Annotated in this window: 23 protein-coding genes; 1 reads left to right on the forward strand and 22 read right to left on the reverse strand. The window is 69.5% G+C overall.

Translation table 11 applies throughout. The annotated features are described in order from the left end of the window. Positions 1-98: 98 nt before the first annotated feature. The 6 genes from aroB to EV137_RS33870 are packed head-to-tail and all read right to left on the reverse strand — an operon-like array spanning position 99 to position 3,847. Entirely contained in the window at positions 99-1,190 is a 1,092-nt protein-coding gene (aroB, locus tag EV137_RS33845; protein ID WP_134132174.1) for a 3-dehydroquinate synthase, read from the reverse strand. After that, positions 1,187-1,687 carry a shikimate kinase gene (locus EV137_RS33850; RefSeq protein ID WP_134132175.1) on the reverse strand — a complete coding sequence of 167 codons (501 nt, stop codon included), beginning with the start codon at positions 1,685-1,687 and terminating at the stop codon, positions 1,187-1,189. Before EV137_RS33850 ends, aroB begins: the two co-directional genes overlap by 4 nt. Next, positions 1,684-2,883, reverse strand: coding sequence for a chorismate synthase (gene aroC, locus EV137_RS33855; RefSeq protein ID WP_134005630.1), 1,200 nt, complete (start codon positions 2,881-2,883; stop codon positions 1,684-1,686). Before aroC ends, EV137_RS33850 begins: the two co-directional genes overlap by 4 nt. 43 nt (positions 2,884-2,926) lie before the next feature. Continuing rightward, on the reverse strand, positions 2,927-3,337 hold the full coding sequence (locus tag EV137_RS33860) for a type II toxin-antitoxin system VapC family toxin (RefSeq protein ID WP_134132176.1): 411 nt from the start codon (positions 3,335-3,337) through the stop codon (positions 2,927-2,929). Then, on the reverse strand, positions 3,334-3,597 hold the full coding sequence (locus EV137_RS33865) for a type II toxin-antitoxin system Phd/YefM family antitoxin (RefSeq protein WP_202870700.1): 264 nt from the start codon (positions 3,595-3,597) through the stop codon (positions 3,334-3,336). The genes EV137_RS33860 and EV137_RS33865 overlap by 4 nt, the downstream gene beginning before the upstream one ends. A gap of 49 nt (positions 3,598-3,646) precedes the next feature. Beyond that, complete coding sequence (locus EV137_RS33870; RefSeq protein ID WP_134005634.1) at positions 3,647-3,847, reverse strand: hypothetical protein; 201 nt, start codon at positions 3,845-3,847, stop codon at positions 3,647-3,649. Between the two features lie 124 nt (positions 3,848-3,971). On the opposite strand from EV137_RS33870, the gene EV137_RS33875 reads away from it, so the two are divergent. Then, positions 3,972-5,081 (forward strand): ADP-ribosylglycohydrolase family protein, encoded by a 1,110-nt coding sequence (locus EV137_RS33875; RefSeq protein WP_134132177.1) that lies wholly within the window; start codon positions 3,972-3,974, stop codon positions 5,079-5,081. On the opposite strand, the gene EV137_RS33880 is transcribed toward EV137_RS33875, so the two are convergent. From EV137_RS33880 to EV137_RS33955, 16 genes are all read right to left on the reverse strand, one after another. Beyond that, on the reverse strand, positions 5,082-6,665 hold the full coding sequence (locus EV137_RS33880) for an FAD-binding oxidoreductase (RefSeq protein WP_134132178.1): 1,584 nt from the start codon (positions 6,663-6,665) through the stop codon (positions 5,082-5,084). Positions 6,666-6,753: 88 nt separating this feature from the next. Then, a complete protein-coding gene (locus tag EV137_RS33885; protein WP_134132179.1) occupies positions 6,754-7,461 on the reverse strand; it encodes a prepilin peptidase in 708 nt (235 codons plus the stop codon). 19 nt (positions 7,462-7,480) lie between these two features. Then, on the reverse strand, positions 7,481-8,533 hold the full coding sequence (locus tag EV137_RS33890; protein WP_134132180.1) for a DUF2330 domain-containing protein: 1,053 nt from the start codon (positions 8,531-8,533) through the stop codon (positions 7,481-7,483). Between the two features lie 14 nt (positions 8,534-8,547). Continuing rightward, positions 8,548-10,077 carry an FAD-binding oxidoreductase gene (locus EV137_RS33895; RefSeq protein ID WP_238175745.1) on the reverse strand — a complete coding sequence of 510 codons (1,530 nt, stop codon included), beginning with the start codon at positions 10,075-10,077 and terminating at the stop codon, positions 8,548-8,550. Beyond that, the gene (locus EV137_RS33900; RefSeq protein WP_134005644.1) at positions 10,064-10,888 is read right to left on the reverse strand and encodes a shikimate dehydrogenase; all 825 of its coding nucleotides are present in this window, start codon (positions 10,886-10,888) and stop codon (positions 10,064-10,066) included. The genes EV137_RS33895 and EV137_RS33900 overlap by 14 nt, the downstream gene beginning before the upstream one ends. Before the next feature lie 129 nt (positions 10,889-11,017). Further along, positions 11,018-12,226, reverse strand: coding sequence for an endolytic transglycosylase MltG (mltG, locus tag EV137_RS33905; RefSeq protein WP_238175746.1), 1,209 nt, complete (start codon positions 12,224-12,226; stop codon positions 11,018-11,020). Beyond that, entirely contained in the window at positions 12,223-12,681 is a 459-nt protein-coding gene (gene ruvX / locus EV137_RS33910) for a Holliday junction resolvase RuvX (RefSeq protein WP_134005646.1), read from the reverse strand. The genes mltG and ruvX overlap by 4 nt, the downstream gene beginning before the upstream one ends. Before the next feature lie 28 nt (positions 12,682-12,709). Beyond that, positions 12,710-15,379, reverse strand: a complete 2,670-nt coding sequence (alaS, locus tag EV137_RS33915; protein ID WP_134132181.1) for an alanine--tRNA ligase — start codon at positions 15,377-15,379, stop codon at positions 12,710-12,712. A gap of 5 nt (positions 15,380-15,384) precedes the next feature. Further along, entirely contained in the window at positions 15,385-15,636 is a 252-nt protein-coding gene (locus EV137_RS33920) for a DUF6167 family protein (protein WP_134132182.1), read from the reverse strand. After that, positions 15,633-16,043: a DUF948 domain-containing protein gene (locus EV137_RS33925; RefSeq protein WP_134005652.1), complete on the reverse strand. Its 411-nt coding sequence runs from the start codon at positions 16,041-16,043 to the stop codon at positions 15,633-15,635. Before EV137_RS33925 ends, EV137_RS33920 begins: the two co-directional genes overlap by 4 nt. Before the next feature lie 155 nt (positions 16,044-16,198). Beyond that, complete coding sequence (locus EV137_RS33930) at positions 16,199-16,846, reverse strand: excalibur calcium-binding domain-containing protein (protein WP_238175748.1); 648 nt, start codon at positions 16,844-16,846, stop codon at positions 16,199-16,201. A 106-nt stretch (positions 16,847-16,952) separates the two neighbouring features. Then, positions 16,953-17,279, reverse strand: coding sequence for a nuclear transport factor 2 family protein (locus EV137_RS33935; protein ID WP_134132184.1), 327 nt, complete (start codon positions 17,277-17,279; stop codon positions 16,953-16,955). Continuing rightward, a complete protein-coding gene (locus tag EV137_RS33940; protein WP_134132185.1) occupies positions 17,276-18,733 on the reverse strand; it encodes a replication-associated recombination protein A in 1,458 nt (485 codons plus the stop codon). The genes EV137_RS33935 and EV137_RS33940 overlap by 4 nt, the downstream gene beginning before the upstream one ends. A 154-nt stretch (positions 18,734-18,887) precedes the next feature. Beyond that, entirely contained in the window at positions 18,888-19,823 is a 936-nt protein-coding gene (locus EV137_RS33945; RefSeq protein WP_134132186.1) for a hypothetical protein, read from the reverse strand. Then, positions 19,820-20,071 (reverse strand): hypothetical protein, encoded by a 252-nt coding sequence (locus EV137_RS33950; protein ID WP_134132187.1) that lies wholly within the window; start codon positions 20,069-20,071, stop codon positions 19,820-19,822. The genes EV137_RS33945 and EV137_RS33950 overlap by 4 nt, the downstream gene beginning before the upstream one ends. Beyond that, on the reverse strand, positions 20,072-20,761 hold the full coding sequence (locus EV137_RS33955) for a VC0807 family protein (protein WP_134132188.1): 690 nt from the start codon (positions 20,759-20,761) through the stop codon (positions 20,072-20,074). Positions 20,762-20,773: the final 12 nt, after the last annotated feature.

A 20,773-nucleotide genomic window follows, 5' to 3' on the forward strand; every position in this document is an offset into this window, starting at 1 on the left:
GACACCCCCACCCCCGCACGGGGACGTGGAACAGGAAATAGCAGGTGCCCCGACACCGCATCCTGTGCAGCGGCCCTGGATTGACTGCTGGGGTGGGGTTAGGTGGTTTCGGTGTAGGCGGCTATGAGGAGGCTGGGGTCGGGGGCCTCGAGGATGGTGGGTTTTGCGAGGGCGTCGAGGATGACGAAGCGGAGGCGGTCGGCTCTCGTCTTCTTGTCGAGTTTCATGGCGTCTTGGAGGTGGGGCCAGGCGTCGGGGCGGTAGGTGACGGGGAGGCCCAGGGATTCCAGGACGGTGCGGTGGCGGTCGGCGGTGGCGTCGTCCAGGCGGCCGGCGGCGCGGGACAGTTCGGCGACGAAGACCATGCCGATGCTGATCGCGGCACCGTGGCGCCACTTGTAGCGCTCGACGCGCTCGATGGCATGGCCGAGTGTGTGCCCGTAGTTGAGCGCCTCGCGCCCGATCGGCCCACCCGCGGTGGTCGTCCGCTCGCGCAGGTCCGCGCCGACCGTGTCCGCCTTCACCTGAATGGACCGGGCAATCAGCTCCTCGGTCGCGCCGTACGACGGGCTCTTGGCGCCGGCCGGATCCTTCTCGATGAGGTCGAGGATCACCGGGTCCGCGATGAAACCGCATTTCACGACCTCGGCGAGGCCGCTGACATAGTCGTTGACGGGCAGCGTCTCGAGTGCGGCGAGGTCGCACAGTACGCCGGCCGGCTCCCAGAACGCGCCGACCAGGTTCTTGCCCTCGGCCGTGTTGATCCCGGTCTTGCCGCCGACGGCCGCGTCCACCATGCCGAGCAGGGTGGTCGGGATGTGGACGACCTTCACACCGCGCAGCCAGGTGGCGGCGACGAGTCCCGCGAGATCGGTGGTCGTACCGCCGCCGACGCTGACGATCGCGTCCGAGCGGGTGAATCCGGCCTGTCCGAGGACCGACCAGCAGTACGCCAGCACCTCGGCGGTCTTGGCCTCCTCGGCGTCCGGGATCTCGATCGCGTGCGCGGTGAACCCGGAGCCGGTCAGGTCGTCGCGGATCGCGTCACCGGTCGAGCGCAGCGCCCGCGGGTGGACGACGGCGACCCGCTGCACACCGTCACCGAGCAGTGCCGGCAGTTCCCCGAGCAGGTTGTTGCCGATGACAACGTCGTACGGCGCGGCCGCCTCGACGCGGATCCTTGCACTCACGAGAGCTGCTCCAGGATCTCGTCGGCGATCTCGTCCGGGGTCTTGCCGTCGGTGAGCACGGTCTGCTTGGCGACCTCGCCGTACAGCGGACGACGCGCCTCCATCAGGTTGCGTAGCTGGGTCCGGACGTTGCCGAGCAGCAGCGGACGCGCGACGCTGAGGCCGACGCGCTTGGTCGCCTCCCCCAGGCTGACGTCGAGGAAGACCACGGTGTGGCCGGCCAGGTCCGCGCGGGTGGCGGCGTCGAGGATCGCGCCGCCGCCGAGCGACAGCACCTGGCCGTCGCCCTGCAGCGCGGCCACGATCGCCTCCCGCTCGAGCTTGCGGAAGTGCGGCTCACCCTCGTCGACGAAGATGTCCGAGATCGGCTTGCCCGCGCCGGCCTCGATGTCGGTGTCGGTGTCGCGGTGCGGTACGCCGAGCCGCTTCGCGAGCAGCGCCGCGATCGTGGACTTGCCCGATCCGGGCGGGCCGACCAGGACGACGACGGGGCTCACTCCCACTCCCGCGGGGTGATCGTCTTCGGCAGGTTCGCCAGGTACGACTGGTGGTTGCGCGCGGTCTCCGCGACCGAGTCGCCGCCGAACTTCTCCAGCGAGACCTCGGCCAGCACGAGCGCGACCATCGCCTCGGCGACGATGCCGGCCGCCGGTACGGCGCAGACGTCCGAGCGCTGGTGATGCGCGGCAGCGGCCTCGCCGGTGGCGGTGTCGATCGTGCGGAGGGCGCGCGGGACGGTCGCGATCGGCTTCATCGCGGCGCGGACCCGGAGCGTCTCGCCGGTGCTCATCCCGCCCTCGGTACCACCCGAACGGCCGCTGGTACGGCGGACCGAGCCGTCCTCGGCGACGATCTCGTCGTGCGCCTTGGAGCCCGGCGTCCGGGCCAGCTCGAACCCGTCGCCGAGCTCGACGCCCTTGATCGCCTGGATGCCCATCAGCGCGCCGGCCAGCTTGGAGTCGAGGCGGCGGTCCCAGTGCACGTAGCTGCCGAGGCCCGGCGGGAGTCCGTCGACGACGACCTCGACGACGCCGCCGAGCGTGTCACCGGCCTTCTGCGCGGCGTCGATCTCGGCGACCATCTGCTTGCTCGCGTCCTGGTCGAGGCAGCGGACCGGGTCCGCGTCCAGCGCCGCGACATCCGCGTACGCCGGAATCACGCCGTACGGCGCCTTGACGCTGCCGAGCTCGACGACATGGCTGACGATCGTCACGCCGTACGCCTGGCGGAGGAAGCGGGCCGCGACCTCGCCGAGCGCGACGCGGGCCGCGGTCTCGCGGGCGCTGGCGCGCTCGAGCACCGGGCGGGCCTCGTCGAACCCGTACTTCTGCATGCCGGCCAGGTCGGCGTGGCCGGGCCGCGGGCGGGTCAGCGGCGCGTTCCGTGCGAGGCCGGCCAGCGTTTCCGCGTCGACCGGGTCCGCGCTCATCACCTGCTCCCACTTCGGCCACTCGGTGTTGCCGACCTGGATCGCGACCGGGCTGCCGAGGGTCAGTCCGTGCCGGAAGCCGCCGACGAACGTCACCTCGTCCCGCTCGAACTTCATCCGGGCGCCGCGGCCGTAGCCCAGCCGACGACGAGCCAGGGCGTCGGCCACGTCATCCGTGGTGACCTCAACGCCTGCGGGAAGACCTTCGAGTACGGCGACGAGCGCTTGTCCGTGCGACTCGCCGGCGGTGAGCCAGCGCAGCATGCCCCGATTCTTTCACGCCGAGTTCGCCTTCCGGACAGCGGTCTCAGTTGTCGAAGGGGTTCAGGAGCCGTACGCCGGTGCGCTCGACGTCGGCGGCGTTGCGGGTAACGAATGTCCAGTCGTGGACGAGTGCGGTCGCGGCCATCAGCCCGTCGACCAGAGGGAGCGGACCGGCCGCATTCAGACGACCCCAGGCCTCGGCGACTTCCAGGGACACCGGGACGATCCGGTCTGCGTAGCCCCGGACCAGTCGTTGTCTCCAGTCCTCGATCGAGGCGGCCTGCTTCGGGTCCCTGGTGGCGAGCCGCTCGACACCCTGCTTGATCTCCCCGACCACGAGAACACTCAGATACAACTGACTCGACCGGACCGAGCCGATCCAGTCGGCCGCACCGGCATCCGGGGACTTCTTTCGGAACTCCGACACCACGTTCGTGTCGAGCAGAAAGCTCATTCGAAGTCGACCTGCCGCGCCGGCTCGGTCGAGCGCTCGATCTCGAGACCGCTCAGATCCGGCGCCGAGGCCAGGAAGCTTTTGAAATCCACCAGTTCCACCCCGATCATCCGCCGGTAGTCCACGATGTCCAGCACGACGGCGACCTGCTGACCGTGCCTTGTCACGATCTGCGGACCGTCGGTCAGGACTGCCCGGATCAGCTCGCTGAAATGCTGTTTCGCCTCTTGCAACTGCCACTGCCCAGCCGTAACTGTCATGACCATCACCTCAGGAACAGTCTAGACAGACTGGACAGATTCATCAACCTCAGCCGCAGGTCGCGTCGTCCTGGGTGGGGCCGGTGCGGACGGCGAGGACGGCGTTGAAGGTCTTGGCGATCGGCGAGTCCTGGCAGCTGGTGCTGGCCGTGGCTGCCTGACCGCCGGCGATCGCGGCGCCCGTGAGGGCGGTTGTGGCGAGGGCCGCCACGGCCAGACGCCCGGCGGTACGACGGAATGCGGTGGTCATGATGCGCTCCTTCGGCGATCGGTTGCTCTCTACCAACGACCGTAGAAGGAACGAACGCCGCGCGAACTGGCTCCAGATCCCGTCTTGGGGGTAGCGCTGACACCACCACGGATAGGGTCCTGGCATGAATCGGGTGGCTGAGGAGACGTGGCGGGCGCGGGTACGTGGGTGCCTGCTGGGCGGTGCGATCGGGGACGCGCTGGGTGGACCGGTGGAGTTCGAGGACGGTCGGTCGATCGTCGCGAAGCACCCGGACGGTCTGCGGACGTTCGTTGCCGGCGGATGGCCGGCGGGGACGATCACCGATGACACCCAGATGACCTTGTTCACGGTCGAGGGACTGATCCGGGCGAGCGTGCGAACCGATCGCGGACTCGGCTTCACCGTGGGCGTCGTGCACCACGCGTACGACCGCTGGCTCGACACGCAGAACCTGCCGGGCCCGAGCGGCGAGCACGACGGCTGGCTCATCAACGAGCAGTGGCTGTACGCGCGCCGCGCGCCGGGTAACACCTGCCTCACCGCATTGACCCAGGCCCGCAAGGGTGAGGCCAGGATCGCGCAGTACGGCGGCCAGACGGTCAACGACTCGAAGGGTTGCGGTGGCGTGATGCGGGTCGCGCCGTTCGGGCTGCTACCGGACGACTTCCCGGCGGAGTGGATCTTCGACTCGGCCGCGACCGCCGCCGGGTACACGCACGGACACACGACCGGCAAGCTCGCCTCCGGTGCGCTGGCCGCGATCATCCGGGAGCTGTGTGGCGGCGCGAGCCTCGACGACGCGCTCACCAGCGCTACAAACCTGCTGACCAAGCACGACGGCCACGAGGAGACCAGTACTGCGCTCGCGTTCGCCAGGCACCTGGCCGCGACGGCACCGGCCGGCCCGGTCACGGTCGAGCGCCTCGGGGGCGGCTGGGTCGCGGAGGAGGCGCTCGCGATCGCCGTCTACGCGGCCCTCGTGTACCCCGAGCCGGAGCAGTTCCTCGATGCCCTCGCGCTCGCGGTCACCCACTCCGGGGACAGCGACTCCACCGGTGCGATCTGCGGGAACATTCTCGGCGCCCTCCACGGTGAGACGGCTCTGCCCGCAGAGCTCGTCTTCACCGTCGAGGGACGTCCTGTCATCCTCCAGCTCGCTGACGATTTCGCACTGGAGTTCAGCCAGGGCAAGCGGCTGCACGGCGACTACGGGCCGCACACCGCCTGGACCACCCGCTACCCCGGCTGGTGACTACAGCGGCTCGATCGCGAGCTTGTGGTGGAACACGTTGCGCGGGTCCCACTTCGACTTGATCTGCTGCAGCCGCGGGTAGTTGCCGAGGTAGTACAGGTCGTGCCACGGCACACCCGACTTGTTGTACGCCGGATCCGCCAGGTCCACATCCGGGTAGTTGATGTACGACCCGGCGTTGATCGCGTTCGGGACCGGGACACCGCCCGTGTCGCGGTAGATGTCGGCGTACACCTTCCGTGCCCACGCCAGGTTCTTGGCGTCGTCGGTCTCGTTCTGCCAGGACGCGCTGAGAACCATCTTGGCGACCACGTCGCGCTGCGCGGCGGCGGTCGCGTCGGACGGAACGGTGTTCACCTTGCCGCCGTACGGGATCAGTAGCACCGACGACTCCGGGCCGGTGTACGTCGGGTCCGTCAACCCTCGGTACATCGCCAGGATCTGCTCGTCGGTGTACCCCTTCTTGAGGTACCCGGCCTTGTACTTCCCGCGCCCCGGTGACGCCGTCTCGGCGATCGAGCGCTCCATCGTGGTGTGCAGGAACGGTCCCTCACCAGCGTCCAAGACCTGCGGTTTCGGGTCCACGCCGGCCACCATCGCCGCGTTGAACGCGTTCATCAGCTCCGCCGCGTTCGGCGCCGCAGCGTCGATCTGGGTGGAGAGCAGGAACTGCCCGGCCGAGTTGTGTGTGAGGATGAAGGGCGCGTAGAGCGTCGCGTACGGCGAGTCCGTCGTGTTGTGCTGCTCGAAGAAGTCGAACCAGTTCCGCACCGTCCGCAGGAAGCCGGCCTGCGTCGTCGTCTTCCAGTCGTAGAGCAGCAGCGTGGCCCGCAACGCGGCCGGTGCCTTGGGCAACGATTCGCCCGGTGCCCGGCCGGACGACCCGGCAGACCGCATCAGGTACCGGGTGACGACACCGAAGTTCCCGCCGCCGCCTCCGGTGTGCGCCCACCACAGGTCGCGATGCTCGTTGTCGCGCGTCGCCACCACCGATCGCGCCCGTCCACGGGCGTCCACGACCACGACCTCCACGCCGTACAGGTGATCGACGACCGAGCCGTACCTGCGGGACAGCGGCCCGTAACCGCCCCCGCTGAAGTGACCGCCGACGCCGACGCCGAGGCACCCACCGCCGGGCACCGTGACGCCCCACCCGAAGAACAGTTCCTTGTACACGGATTCGAGGATCGCCCCGGCGCCGATCGAGAAGGCCCGGTACTGCGGGTCCCAGGTCACCTCTTCGTACGTCGACATGTCCAGCACCACCTCGATGTCGCTGCTGTCCACGAAGTCCTCGAAGCAGTGCCCGCCGCCGCGCACCGCGATCCGCTTCCCGCTGCGGACCGCGTCCTGCACGGCCGCGACGGCGTCCTCGGCCGACCGGATCATCCGCACGTAGTCGGGTCGGCCGACGAAGCGGCGGTTCTGGCCGCGCAGCACGAGATCCTGGTAGCGCGCGTCACCCGGGCCGATCTTGGTGCTGGTGTTGGTGCTGGCGCCGGCCGCGGACGCCGTACCAGGTATGGCGAGTGCAGCACCTGCGACGGCTGTTCCGGCCAGGAGACCACGACGACTGACTGGCATTGATTCCCTCCCGAGAGTTCGAATGCATCGACCCTAGGAAGGCGGGGAGTGTCCGCACATCAACCATCTGGTGGAGTGGAGGACTCCCCTATCCGGCGTACAACTTCTCCAACGGGGCGCCGAGAAGTACGCCGGCGAGCGCGCCGACGAGCATGAACGGACCGAACGGGACCATCTGTTTGCGGGTCATGATCCGGGCCGCGATCAGCACGATCCCGACGATCGCGCCGAGGAAGAACCCGCCGTACAGCCCGGACACGAACTCGCCCCAGCCGAGCCAGCCGAGCGCGATCCCGAGCAGCCCCGACAACCGCACGTCACCGAACCCGACCCCGCGCGGGAACGCGAACCACAGCACGTAGAACACCGCGAACCCGATCGCTCCGGCGAGCGCCGCCCGCCGCAACGAACCCCACTCCCCCGTCGCCAGCGCCGCGGCCACCAGCCCGGCCCCGACCACGAAGTACGTCGGCCAGATGATCACCGACGGCAGGAACCGCGTGCGCGCGTCGATGTACCCGAGCACCGATCCGGCCACCACGAGCACCAGCCACGCGGGCAGCACGGCGTCCAGACCGAGCACCCAGCCAAGGATGCCGCCGGCCGCAGCCGCGAGCCCGCCGCACCAGTACGCCGCTCGCCGACCGGCCAGCGACGCGTACGAGACCTTGGTCTCGCCTTCCTCGAGTTCCGGCTCGGGGATGCTTCGCATCAGCCAGGGACCGACCACGGACGCCACGGCACCGCAGGCGACCGCACCGATTCCCGCGGCGAGTAACGCGTTGTCAGCCGGCACGGTCCACGACCCTAGACGACTACTTGCGGACGCCCGCGGCCGCCCGCCGGGCCAGCACCCGCGCGAGCACGATCGCCCCGCCGCCCAGGAGCAGCACGAGTCCGACGAGCACCGCGACCGTGCTCCAGAACCCTTCGTTCTCGGTGACGTACGTGATCCGCTGGTACTCGTCGTCGTTCGCCGCCTGGGCGAACGTGAAGTCGTCGGTGATCTTGCCCGGCTCGCGGTACGTCGCCGTGTACGCGGTCAGGAAGTCGGTCGGCTTCGGCAGCGTGTCCGTCTCCACCCGGCCGGCGAAAAGCAGCTCAGGGGTCACGTCGGCGTCCGGCACCTTCGTGGCGTCGACCCGGTGCTCCGCGGCGACGTACACCGTGACGGTCTGGGGCGTGCTCGCGCCTTTGCTGAGCCGCATCGGGTACACGATCCGGTCCGACGCGAACGTCAGCCGGAGCGGCGGTGTCGCACCGGACAGGCGCTCGCCCTCCTGCTTCGGCGCGAGCTTCACGGCGACGATCTCCCACTTCTCGGTCAGGTACGGCGTGAGATTCGCGGCGAGCGTCGACGGTACGACGTACCCGTTCGTGCGCAGCCAGTCCGTGACCGCCGTACCGCTGGAACCGCCGAGACGGGTGACCGCGAACGGGCCGAGCGTCATCTGCTCCTTGACGCTCACCCCGGCGCCCGGCGGGGGCGCGCCGGCCGAGTCGCCACGGCCGTTGCCCATGATGCCCAGATCGCGGAACGGCCAGTACGTCTTCTTCACCACGCGCTTCGGGCGCGTCAGTTGGTCGAGGCGGTAGAACAGGTCCTCGTCGTCGCCGAGGTCGACCTTCGCGGCCGACGGGACCGGCATGATCCAGGCCGCCTTCTTCGACACGCCGTGGACCGACATCGAGAGCGTGATCTGTTCGGAGCCCCCGGCGTACTGGACCAGCGCGTTCTCGCCGTACGCCCGGGCGTACGACTCCGCGTCCGGCAGATAGCCGCCGCACGCACACGCCCACGCCGGGGTCACCCCGGCCGCGACGAATCCGGCCGCCAGCACACCTGCGATCACACGCCAAAGTTTCACGGGCCGAACACTAGCTAGCTAAGGGTGTACGGCGTGTGGAAGAAGTTGGTCGGGTCGTACTTCTTCTTCGCGGCCTGCAGCTTGGCCACGTTTCCGCCGTAGTACGAGCTGACCGCCCGTCCGGTCTCGAGGTAGTTCACATAACCGCCGGCCGAGGACGACCGGACCGCGCGGTGCCCGTTCGCGATGAACGTCTGCGCGGGTTTCCCCTGCGCCGACGAGTACCACTGGACCACGGCCAGCGCGCCACGCCACGGCCACAACGAGCCTCCGGCCGGCTCCTTCGAGGCTTGTCCGCCCAGCGGGTCGAGGATGGCCGACGCCGGCGTACCGGCGCGTGCGGCCGCCTTCACCGCGCCGAGCAGACCAGTGATCGTCGCCGCGTCCATCGGCCCCTTGAGTACGTCGGAACCGGCGAGGAACCCCTGGCGCGGGCTCGTCGTACCGCCACCGAGGTACCTGACCGCCTCCAGATGCGACTTCACCGAGAGCGTCCGATCCGACGCCTTCACGCCGACGAACGACTCCAGTTGCGCGGCCGCCGCCGTCGCGTCGCCGGTCGTCGAGACGCCGAGGACCCGGATCGACAGCGTTCCGTTGCTCTTGGCATCGATGTGCAGATTGCCCCAGGCCGTGGTCGGCGCGCTCTGCGCGAACTTCTGCCAGCCGCGGACGACGGCCGCCGCCTGCGACTCGGGCCAGGCCAGCCGGAAGAACCCGAGCTTGGTCGCCGGGATCGTCGCGAACTGGAACGACGTGACCACGCCGAGGTTGCCGCCGCCGCTCCCCCGCAGTGCGGCGAACAGATCGGACTCAGCACTCGCGCTGACGTTGTGTGCCTTGCCGTCCGCCGTGATCACGCTCATCGACACGACGCGGTCGCAGGTCAGGCCGTAGGTCCTCGTGTGGATCCCCATCCCGCCGCCGAGCGTCAGGCCGGCGACGCCGACGGTCGGGCAGGTGCCGGTCGGCAGCGAGCGCCCGTAGCGGTCGAGAAACGCGTGGACGTCGTACAGGCGGGCCCCGGCCCCGACGGTGAGTACGCCGTTCGCGTAGCTCATGTCCTTCAGCGCGCCGACGTCGAGTTGCAGGCCGTTCGCGATCGTCGACGCGCCGACGTACGAGTGACCGCCGCTCTTCGGGACGAGCACGAGTTTGTTGGTACGGGCGAAGTTGATCGCCTTCTGCACGTCTGCGGGGTTCGCGGCCTTCACCACGGCGGTCGGCCGGACGCTGTCCCAGCGTGGGTTGAAGAGCTGGTGCGCGGCGGCGTACCCGGAGGTCGAGGGCAGGTAGACGCGGCCCTTCAGGGAGCTCGCGAAGGTGTTCCAGTTGGGCGCGGTCGAGGTCAGTGTGGGTGCTGACGTGCTCGGGGTCGAGCTCGGAGTCGTCGTGGGGACGGTCGTGCTGGGCGGTGGTGTCGTCGAGGTTGGTGCCGTTGCGCCAGGGGTCGACGTACTGCCCGTTTCCTTCGAGTCGCCGCAGCCGGCCAGGGTGACAGCGACGCCGGCTATCAGAACGGTACGACGGTCAAGCAGGCTCACGATCCCCCAGCTCCTCACGCGCAGCAGCCCTCATGGCCGCCAGAGGAGCCGGCGACCTACCCGTCATCATCTCCACCTGGAGGGTCGCCTGATGCACGAGTAGGTCAAGTCCGTTCAACAGCTCTGTACCGATCCGGTGCGCCGCGATCGCGAGCCGGGTCGGCCAGGGGTGGTAGGCCACGTCGAACACCACGGGCGCGACAGCGGCGAAGTGCTCGGCCCACGGGTCGACCGCGCCACCGGGCAGCGTCGAAATGCACAGATCGAAGCCGCCGATCTGCTCGACCTGGGAGAAGTCCGCGACCGATGTCCGGAATCCCAGCTCCGCGGCCAGGTCGAGCAACCGGTCGGTCTTCGAGACGTCCCTGACGACGACCGTGATCTCGCTGACCCGCAGCCCGCGCAGGGCGGCGAGCGTCGACGCGGCCGTCGCGCCACCGCCGAGGACGACGGCGGAGTCGGCGGCGGTGATGCCCCGCTCGGCGAACGCGTTCACCAGCCCGGGTACGTCGGTGTTGTGCGCCGACCGGGATCCGTCCGGCTCGAACAGCATCGTGTTCGCCGCGCCGATCAGCTCCGCGACCGGATCGACCGTGTCGACCAGGTCGAGCGCGACCCGTTTCAGCGGCATGGTGAGCGACAGCCCGCGGACGTCGTCACCGAGCGACGCCACGAATCCGCGGAGCTCGTCCTCCTCGACCTCGAAAGCGTCGTACCCCCAGTCCAGCCCGAGCGCGGCGTACGCGGCCCGGTGCATCGCCGGCGACAACGAGTGCGCAATCGGCGAACCGAGAACGGCGCAACGGGTCATGGGGCCTCCCGTCCTGGACTGAGGAGCGGAGGGAGCGAAGCGACCGGAGCGACGAGGGAAGGACGGGAGTCACAGCCCCATGACCGCGCCGTGCCGGAGGCGCGGCAATTCAACGGAGTCATGGGGGCTTCAGCACCTGCCCTTGTGGGCCTGGCACCAGGCCTGCAGCTTCTTCACGTTCGCCTGGTGCTCCTCGGCCGAGCTCGCGAACGCGGTCTCGCCGGTGTCCAGGTCGACCAGCGTGAAGTACAGCCAGGAGCCCTGCGCCGGGTTGATCGCCGCCCGCAGCTCGTCGCGCGTCGGCGAGCTGATCGGCGTCGGCGGCAGGCCCTTGTACTTGTAGGTGTTGTACGGCGACGGGTTCTCGCGCTGCTCGGGCGTGGTGAAGACACCGCCGTCCTTGCCGACCACGTAGTGGATCGTCGAGTCCATCTGCAACCGCATCCCGCGTTCCATCCGGTTGTAGATCACCCGCGCGACCTTGGCGTAGTCCTCCGGCCGGTTCGTCTCGGCGCCGATGATGCTGGCCACGATGACCGCCTGGTACGGGTCCAGCTTCTTGCGCGAAGCGGTGTTCACCAGGTCCAGCGACGCCGCCGTCTTGGCGTAGTTCGCGGTCATCAGCTTGAGCATCGTGTAGGCGTTCGCGTTCTTCGGCACGTCGTACGTCCCCGGGAACAGAAAGCCCTCGGCGTTGTTGTGCGCGTACGACGGGAGACCGAGCAAGGCCGGCTTGCCGAGTGCCGTGGCGGCAGCGCCGGCCGGCAGCTTCATCTTCGAGCTCTGCAGGATCATCGCGACCTCGGCCTTGGTCTTGCCGGCCGGGACGCTGACCCGGGCCACCCGGACCGACTCGGCGGTGTTCAGCATCAGGTCGAGAGCGGCCTTGGCCGACATGTGCTTGCGCAGCGTGTAGGTGGCCGCCTGGATCTGCAGCGACCGAGGATCGTCGCGGGCCACCCGCTCGAAGGCGCGGGCGCTCTTCACGACTTCCTTCTTTTCCAAGGTGTCCGCGATCGACGCGGTCGCCTGGCCCTTCGTGATCTCGACGACCACCGTGCCAGTGCCCGCGCCCTCGTAGTCCGGAGCGGAGAAGAGTCCCTCGAGCGCGTCCTTGCCCTTCCCGAAGCCGACCACGGCGCCGGCCACCAGGGCACCGACAACGAGCAGCGAGATCAGGCCGGCGAAGCAGCCGAAGGCGCGCCGGCCGCGCGTCCGGCGGCGGTTGGCGCGGCGCTCCACCCGGGTCTCCGGGCGCAGCCCGAGGCCGGCGCCCAGGTCGTCGTCGCGCTGGTCCTCGCCCTCGTTGAGCTGTTCGTCCACCGATGGTCCGTTCACAGGGGCCTCCCGGGTGGGTTGCCGGTCTCGCGCTCCAGGTCGAGCGCATGTTGCAGAATCACGACGGCCGCGGCCTGGTCGACCACTGCCCGTCGCTTGGAGCCCTTCTTTCCCCGTTCCCGCAGCATCCGTTCGGCGGTGACCGTGGTGAACCGCTCGTCCACCAGCCGCACCGTCGTCCCCGAGTTCTTCACCAGTACCTTGTCCCGCACCTGCTCCGCCGTTTCCCGGATCTTCACCGCGGCCGGCCCCTCGCCCCCGGACAGGGAGCGCGGCAGCCCGATCACGATCTCGAACGCCTCCAGTTCGTCGGCGAGTGCGGCGATCCTCTCCAGATCATCGCGACCACGCTGGATGGTACACACAGGCGTGGCCAGGATTCCGTGCGGATCGCTGCTCGCGACGCCGATCCGGGCGTCGCCGATATCGAGCGCGATCCGCACGCCCGTCCTCATCGCCGGCTCATCTCTATCGACGGCTCATCTAGCCGGTGACCTGGTGGCCGATCGCGTGCTCGACGGCGCTCAGGGCGTCGTCGGCACCGGCCGCGTCCGTGCCGCCACCCTGCGCGACATCGTCCTTGCCGCCACCGCGGCCGCCGAGCTTCTCGGCCGCGATCCGGACCAGGTCGCCGGCCTTCAGCCGCCACTCCCGCGCCAGGTCGTTGAGCGCGATCACCACGCCGGGCTTGCCGTCGTTCACGCTCAGCACGGCGACCACGGCCGGCTTGTCGCTCGGCATCCGGCCGCGGACGTCCAGCGCCAGCTTGCGCAGGTCGCCGCCGTTCACGCCGTCGGGTGCGCGGTGGCCGACGTACTGGACGCCGAAGACGTCCTTCGGGTCCTTCGCCAGTTCGGCCGCGGCCTCCAGCACCTGCGCGGCGCGCATCCGCTCGAGTTCCTTCTCGGCCACCCGCAGCCGCTCGGCCAGGTCGGCGACCTTGGCGGGCAGCTCCTCCGGGCGGGCCTTCAAGTTCTCGCTGAGCAGCCGGACCAGCGCCCGCTCGCGGCCGAGGTAGTGCAGCGCCTCCATGCCGACGAACGCCTCGATCCGCCGCACCCCGGCGCCGACCGACGACTCACCGGTGACGGTGAGCGCGCCGACCTGCGACGAGTGCTTCACGTGCGTGCCACCGCAGAGCTCACGCGACCACGGTCCGCCGATCTCGACCACGCGGACCTGCTCGTCGTACGTCTCACCGAACAGCGCCAGCGCACCCCAGTCCCGCGCCTCCGGCAGCGTCATGTACTGCGCCGACACCGGAAGGTCCTTGCGTACGGCGAGGTTCGCGACCTCCTCGATCTCGGACCGGGTCGCCGGGTCCAGCGCCGACGACCACGCGAAGTCGAGCCGCAGGTAACCGGGCTTGTTGTACGAGCCGCTCTGCAGCGCGTTCGGGCCGAGCACCTGGCGCAGCGCGGCGTGCACGACGTGCGTGCCGGAGTGCGCCTGGCAGGCCGAGACCCGCCACTCGTGGTCGACCGCGGCGTGCACGTCGTCGCCGGCCCGCAGTACGCCCTCGACAACCTCGACCTTGTGCACGATCAGACCCTTGACCGGGCGCTGCACGTCGAGCACCTTCAGCTTCAGACCGTCGCCGAGGATCAGGCCCTCGTCCGCGATCTGGCCGCCGGACTCGGCGTAGAACGGGGTCTTCTCGAGCACGACCTCGACGGTCTCGCCCTGCTCGGCGAACGGCGCGACCGCGCCCTCGCGCAGCAGGCCCCGGACCTGGGAGTCGCTGGAGAGCTCCTGGTACCCGGTGAACTCGGTGACGCCCTTCTCCCGCAGCTCCCGGTATCCCGAGGTGTCCGCGTGTCCGGCCTTCTTGGCGCGCGCGTCGGCCTTGGCCCGCTCGCGCTGCTCCTTCATCAGCGAGCGGAAGCCCTCGGTGTCGACGTTCAGGCCCTGCTCGGCCGCCATCTCGATGGTCAGGTCGATCGGGAAGCCGTACGTGTCGTGCAGCTGGAACGCCTTCGCGCCCTCGAGTTGGTGCGCACCGCTCGCCTTGGTGTCGCGCACCGCCACGTCGAAGATCGTCGTACCGGCCGTGAGAGTACGGCGGAACGCCTCCTCCTCGGCGTACGCGACCTGGCTGATGCGGCCGAAGTCGGTGACCAGCTCCGGGTACGACTTCTTCATCTGCTCCAGGCTCACCGGGAGCAGCTCGACCAGGCTCGGGTCCTCGTAGCCGAGCAGGCGCATCGAGCGGATCGCCCGGCGCAGCAGGCGGCGCAGCACGTAGCCGCCCTGCTCGTTGCCCGGCGTGACGCCGTCACCGATCAGCATCAGCGCGCTGCGCACGTGGTCCGCGACGACCCGGAACCGTACGTCGTCCTCGTGCTCCGCGCCGTACTTGCGGCCGGTCAGCTCGGTCGCCTTCTCGATCACGGGGTAGATCTCGTCGATCTCGTACATGTTGTCGACGCCCTGCAGCAGGTACGCGACGCGCTCGAGGCCGAGGCCGGTGTCGATGTTCTTCTTCGGCAGCTCGCCGAGGATCGGGTAGCCGTCCTTGCCGCCGCCCTCACCGCGGATGTTCTGCATGAAGACCAGGTTCCAGAACTCCAGGTAGCGGTCGCCCGCCTCCCAGTCCCGGTCCGCGCCGAACTCCGGGCCGCGGTCGATCAGGATCTCCGAGCACGGGCCGCACGGACCCGGGATGCCCATCGACCAGAAGTTGTCCTTCATGCCGAGCCGGACGATCCGGTCGTCGGGCAGCCCGGCGACCCGCTTCCAGATGTCGATCGCCTCGTCGTCCTCGTAGTACACAGAGGCGTAGAGAACGGACTCGTCGAAGCCGTAGCCGCCCTCGTTCTGCGGCTTGGTGACCAGCTCCCAGGCGAACTTGACGGCGTCTTCCTTGAAGTAGTCGCCGAACGAGAAGTTGCCGTTCATCTGGAAGAACGTGCCGTGCCGGGTGGTCTTGCCGACCTCCTCGATGTCGAGGGTCCGGACGCACTTCTGCACGCTGGTCGCACGCGGGTACGGCGGGGTCTGCTGGCCGACGAAGTACGGTACGAACTGGGCCATGCCGGCGACGTTGAACAGCAGGTTCGGGTCCGGCGACGGCAGCGGCGCGCTCGGCACCACGGTGTGGCCCCGGTCCTCGAAGTACTGCAGGAACCGCCGCCTGATCTCACTGGTTTCCATGGGTGTTACCGGTAGTCCTCACGCTGTGTCGAATCAGTCTGGGATGCGTTCTCGATGCCCAGTGCGTCGCGCAGCTCGGTCTCCCGCTCGGCCATGCCCTCGCGGACCTGGTCGCCGAAGTGCCGGACCGCGGCGGCCAGCTTGGCCGCGGACTCCTGGACACTCTCCGGAGCGAGGAGCTGGGCCCGCTTCTTCAGCCGGGTCACGGCGTACACGCCGACGGCGATCCCGACGATCAGCCAGAAGATCCGCTTCACCGCTTCCGCGCCTTCCGCTCGGCCTTCATCTCTTCCTTGACGCGCCGCGACACGTCCTTGCGCTGCTGCTCACCGAGTGCCCGGCGGACGCCGTAGCTGAACGCGGCCGCCTTCACCAGTGGGCCGCCGGCGGTGGCCGAGAACAGCGACATCAGCGCTGCCGCGTTCGTCGTCACGGTGGTCGCGTTGTCGGTGATCGTGTCGACCTTCGCCAGCTGGGCGTTCGTGGTCGCCACCGTGGTGGTCACCTCGCCGAGCAGCGGGACGCTGGAGTCGGAGACGCCCTTCACCATGATCCGGGTCTCGTCGAACACCTTGCCGAGCTTCAGGATCGGATAGGCCAGCAGGCCCACCAGGATGAGCAGCGCGCAGGCGGCTATCAGCCCCGCGACTTCACCGACGCTCATGGAAACGATCCACCTTCCGTAGCGACCTCATGCGACCTGTCGCGAACTCTGTGCGACTTTGTGGACCGCCCGACCTTATCGCGCGCCCCTGTAGCACTCCGCTCCAGGACACCATCCCTCACATCACAGTCCCTCACCAAACCGCCTCGCGAGGGTCAGGAGCTGCCCCGTTCGCAGGCGATTCCGTCGCCGTTGCGGTCGAGCTCCGGGGTGTAACCGGGATCGCCGCGGTACAGCGGCGCCTTCCCGGCGGCCCGGACCTCGGCGCAGTTCCGGTAGACGACCGCCGGCGTGCTGCTGGGCGTGGTGCTGGGCGTGGCCGACGGTACGGCGGTGCTCGCGGTCGGTGTCGGCGTACTGGGTGACGAGGTCGGCGTGCTGGTCGTCGGGGTCGTTGCCCCCGGCGTCGTCGGCGTCGTCGGTGTCGTCGTCGCCGGGGTGCTTGCTGACGGGGAGGTGGATGACGGGGTGGGTGACGTGGTGCTTGCCGAGGGGGTGCCCGGTGGGGCGCCCGTCGTGGGGTCCGAGGTGGTCGGGTTGCTCGTGCCCGCGCCGGTGAGCGGCGTGTTGGACGTGGAGCCTGCGCTGGTATGCGGTGCGAGTGGGTTCAACGGCTTTCCGACCGGGAGCGACGGGCGCGTGCTCGAACGCGTCGTACCGTCCGACCGATCGATCGTCGGTCTGAACGAGCTGCCGGCCTGCGGTTCCTGGCCGGTCTCCGAGTGCTGGGACCTGAACGGGAACAGGAACACCGCGGCGGCCAGCACAGCGACCGCTGCCGCGCCTGCACCGAGCTTGAGCACCGGCGGACGCTTGCGAAGATGCCGTGGACCGTTCTGGGGATGGGGCTGCCTCAAAACCAATACCTTCCGCCCCCAGGCCGAGATGCAGCTTACCGACTCGAACCCTTCAATCGAAGCTCACGGTCAGTGCCTGCACGGCTCCGTCCGGCGCCCAGCGCAGCTCCATCGAACCGGTTCCACCACCTGACCAGCGGAAACGCGCCCGCTCGTCGCCGTCCTCGAGCAGCGTCATGGCCTCGAGCAGCGTCATGGTCTCGGCCGGCGGATTCTCCCGGTACGCCGCTGCGATCGCCGTCCGCCCCTCGAACGGCCCGACCGGGACGCCGACGAACCGCATCGTCGCGTCCGCGGCGAACCGATCGGCGAACGTGTCCCAGTCGCCTGTCGTCACCGCCAGGTTGAAGGCGTCGACGTGGTTCGCCGTACGACTCACTTGCGGTCCCGGAGGATCTTGCGGATGGCGGCGACGCGGTCGGCGTACGCCGCTTCGCCGCCGCGGCGGGTGGGTTTGTAGTAATCGGTGCCGTCGATCACGTCCGGCGCGTACTGCTGCGGGAGGACGCCGCGCGGGTCGTCGTGGGAGTACTGGTACGACGAGCCGTGGCCGATCTTCTTCGCGCCGGCGTAGTGCGCGTCCCGCAGATGCGGCGGGACCGGGCCGACCTTGCCCGCCTTCACGTCCGCGATCGCGGCGTCGACGGCCATGATCACCGCGTTGGACTTCGGCGCCAGCGCGAGCGCGACGACCGCCTGGGCGAGGTTGATCCGCGCCTCCGGCATACCGATCAGCTGCACCGCCTCAGCGGCCGCGATCGCGACGCCGAGCGCGGTCGGGTCCCCCATACCGATGTCTTCGCTGGCCGAGATCACCAGCCTGCGCGCGATGAACCGTGGATCCTCGCCCGCCTCGATCATCCGGGCCAGGTAGTGCATCGCCGCGTCGACGTCCGAACCACGGATCGACTTGATCATCGCGGAAGTGACGTCGTAGTGCTGGTCTCCGGCCCGGTCGTACCGCACCGCAGCCCGGTCAACCGCCGTCTCCAGCGTCACCAGATCAATCACCGCCCGAGCCGGCTCAGCTGCCTCGACCGGGTCGGTCGAGTCGGTCGGGTCGGTCGCCGGGGGCTCGGTGGCTTGCTGGTACTTGAGGGCTTGTTCGTGTTTGGCGCGGGCGCCGCCGGCGGCGGCTTCCAGGTAGGTGAGGGCCCGGCGGGCGTCTCCGCCGGCCATGCGGAGCAGGTGATCCCGCGCGTCCGCGGCCAGCTCGAACTCGCCGTTCAGCCCGCGCTCGTCGGCCAGCGCCCGGTCCAGCAGGAGCGCGATGTCGTCGTCGGTCAGCGACTCCAGCGTCAGCAGCAGACTGCGAGAGAGCAGTGGTGAGATGACCGAGAAGAACGGGTTCTCGGTGGTCGCGGCGACCAGGGTCACCCAGCGGTTCTCGACACCCGGCAGGAGCGCGTCCTGCTGAGCCTTCGTGAAGCGGTGCACCTCGTCGATGAACAGTACGGTCTCGACCGCGCCGGTTGCGCGGGACAGATCCCGGCGCGCGGCGTCGATCACCTGCCGTACGTCCTTCACACCAGCGGTGACGGCGGACAGCTCGACGAACCTCCGGTTGGTCTGGTGCGAGACGACGGCCGCGATCGTCGTCTTGCCCGTCCCCGGAGGGCCCCAGAGCAGCAGCGACATCGGCTGGTCGCCCTCCACCAGCCGGCGCAACGGCGAGCCGGGCGCCAGCAGGTGCTGCTGACCTACCAGCTCGTCCAGACTGCGCGGCCGCATCCGCACCGCCAGCGGAGCCGCGGTGTGGTCCGCGTCCGCCAGACTCCCACCACCACGAGCCGGCGCCGGCGCACCCGGAAGATCGAACAACCCATCACTCACCCGAAGAGCCTATCCGCCCGCACCGACACCCCAAGCACAACCGAGGTGGACCGCTGATTTGCGGAAAGAATTCGGCACCCAGCGCAACATTCTTTCCGCAAAGGCGGGGAACTGCCGGGTGACTCGCAGTACCCGGCCCGCCGTGGTGGGTGGGTTATCTACTTGGGCCGGGTGGGCGGTTGTGGGGGTTGCGGAGGGCTCGGGCGTCGCGGCGGGTGACCGGCGGTGGTGTGTCGAGGGTGTTGGTGAGGTCGGTGCGGACAGAGCGGAGCTGGGCCTGGGCGGGGTCGAGCCGGGTGGCGACGGCGTGATCGTGGTCCCGCCAGTTGTCGCGGGATTCTTTGAGGTACAGCGCGACCGCGGGCGTCTTCATCAGCACGTCGGCCCACAGCGGGGCACCGGTGAGCTCCACACTCGCGCTGTACGCGAACAACATCGAGAAGTTCCTCGCCTGCCGGGCGAACATCGGGCGCCGGCTGATCGGGGTCTCCTGACGCCGCGCGAGATCGAGCCGGTCGTCCATCAGTCGCTGCCCCTGCCGCACCAGGTCGTCGGCCGCGGCACGCAACGGTTCGCTCACCCGGACCTTTGCGCCCTCCGCGATCACGTCCCGCAGAACGCTCGCTCGCGCCAGCCGGGTCAGCGACTGCGCAAGCCATTCATCGTCCCGCGCGGGCAGCTCCACCCGTCCGCCGTACGCGTCGGCGAAGTCCTTCCGGAGGTCCGCGATGGCCGTGGCCGGCATCGTCCGGCCGTCCATCGCGGCCCGGTTGACGGCCTGGGCGGACGCCTCCTCGAGGCTCAGGCCCCACTGGTTCTCCGGGTCGAGGGCAAGATCGGCCGCCGCCACCAGGATCTGCTCGGCGTCCGTTCCTTCCGGATCCAGGCGTGCGTCGTCCAGGTCGAGCTTGCGCCACCAATACGCCAGCCGGTCCGCCGTACGCCGCTCCTTGTCGGGCGCGCCCGCCGGAAACGCCTGCTCGTACCGGTCGAGCGCGAGCAGTGCCTCCGCAGCGAACAGATCCACCACCTGCTGCGCCGCGACGAGCTCGTCCCGGCTCGGCTCCCGCAGCTCGGCCCGCGGGCTCATTGCCTGCCGTCCAGCTCGGCCTGTACGCGCTCGACGGCTTCCGCCCGGCGCCGGAGCCGGTCGAACCGCTCGGACTTCTCCGGGTCGGCCGGCTGGTAGTCGGCGTCCTCCGCGGCCTCGGTCGGGATGTACCACCAGCGGTCGGCGTACCAGGTCGGACCGACCTCCATGCCGGCGAGCATCGGCGTCGCCTCGCCGGAGGCCAGCAACTCACGCATGCGCTCTTGTGACAGCTTGTCGTCCGTCATTCACCCGACTGTAGGCCGCCGAGGGGCGAACACGAGGTGCCAGGTGCCGCTGCGCCGGAGCAGCACGATCGTCGGGACCTGCAGTACGACGATCGTCGCGACGGTGATCACCGGGTCGGTGGCCGGTACGACGGAGATCGGCAAGGTGTACGCCACGACGATCCGCACGATCCCGTCGATGATCGTCGCGATCCCCCACCACACCGTGATCCACTTCCACGCGTCCCGGAATCGCGCGTTCGTCTCCCACAGCTGCTCCATCAGCCGCGCCCGCCGCGGCATCATCGCCAGCGTGACGATGTAGGTCAGCGGCTGCGGGTGCCGCAGCGACCACAAGGTGATGCCGGCAAACGGCAGACTGATCCACGCGTTCCGGACGAGCAACAGCCGCGCGTCCCCACCCAGCACGGCGACCACCGAACTCGCCACCATGCTCAGCACGACCGCCATCCCGACCAGGTCCGTACGGCGGGTGCGCACGAGCGACACCGCCGAGCTGATCAGGCCCGGGACGATCCCGACGAGCAGCGCGGTCAGGTCACTCGCGCCGAGCGCCCGCAGACCGTAGAAGAGCGCGAGCGGGAGAGCGATGTCGACGACGAGGAGCCGGGGACCTCTGTGCGTACTGGGCATGCCGAGAGCGTCGCCCACCGACCCGCCGCCCAGCATCGAGCCGACGGCTGTTCGCACCTAGACCAAAGT

Origin of the sequence: Kribbella pratensis (genome assembly GCF_004366075.1) — a bacterium.
Classification (GTDB): Bacteria; Actinomycetota; Actinomycetes; order Propionibacteriales; family Kribbellaceae; genus Kribbella; species Kribbella pratensis.

Coding starts and splice junctions, on each gene's coding strand:
- EV137_RS33925 (WP_134005652.1), bottom strand. CDS start 16,043: ATGAGCGTCGGTGAAGTCGCGGGGCTGATAGCCGCCTGCGCGCTGCTC.
- EV137_RS33875 (WP_134132177.1), top strand. CDS start 3,972: ATGAATCGGGTGGCTGAGGAGACGTGGCGGGCGCGGGTACGTGGGTGC.
- EV137_RS33880 (WP_134132178.1), bottom strand. CDS start 6,665: ATGCCAGTCAGTCGTCGTGGTCTCCTGGCCGGAACAGCCGTCGCAGGT.
- EV137_RS33950 (WP_134132187.1), bottom strand. CDS start 20,071: ATGACGGACGACAAGCTGTCACAAGAGCGCATGCGTGAGTTGCTGGCC.
- EV137_RS33860 (WP_134132176.1), bottom strand. CDS start 3,337: ATGAGCTTTCTGCTCGACACGAACGTGGTGTCGGAGTTCCGAAAGAAG.
- alaS (WP_134132181.1), bottom strand. CDS start 15,379: ATGGAAACCAGTGAGATCAGGCGGCGGTTCCTGCAGTACTTCGAGGAC.
- EV137_RS33870 (WP_134005634.1), bottom strand. CDS start 3,847: ATGACCACCGCATTCCGTCGTACCGCCGGGCGTCTGGCCGTGGCGGCC.
- EV137_RS33900 (WP_134005644.1), bottom strand. CDS start 10,888: ATGACCCGTTGCGCCGTTCTCGGTTCGCCGATTGCGCACTCGTTGTCG.
- EV137_RS33945 (WP_134132186.1), bottom strand. CDS start 19,823: ATGAGCCCGCGGGCCGAGCTGCGGGAGCCGAGCCGGGACGAGCTCGTC.
- ruvX (WP_134005646.1), bottom strand. CDS start 12,681: ATGAGGACGGGCGTGCGGATCGCGCTCGATATCGGCGACGCCCGGATC.
- aroC (WP_134005630.1), bottom strand. CDS start 2,883: ATGCTGCGCTGGCTCACCGCCGGCGAGTCGCACGGACAAGCGCTCGTC.
- EV137_RS33865 (WP_202870700.1), bottom strand. CDS start 3,597: ATGACAGTTACGGCTGGGCAGTGGCAGTTGCAAGAGGCGAAACAGCAT.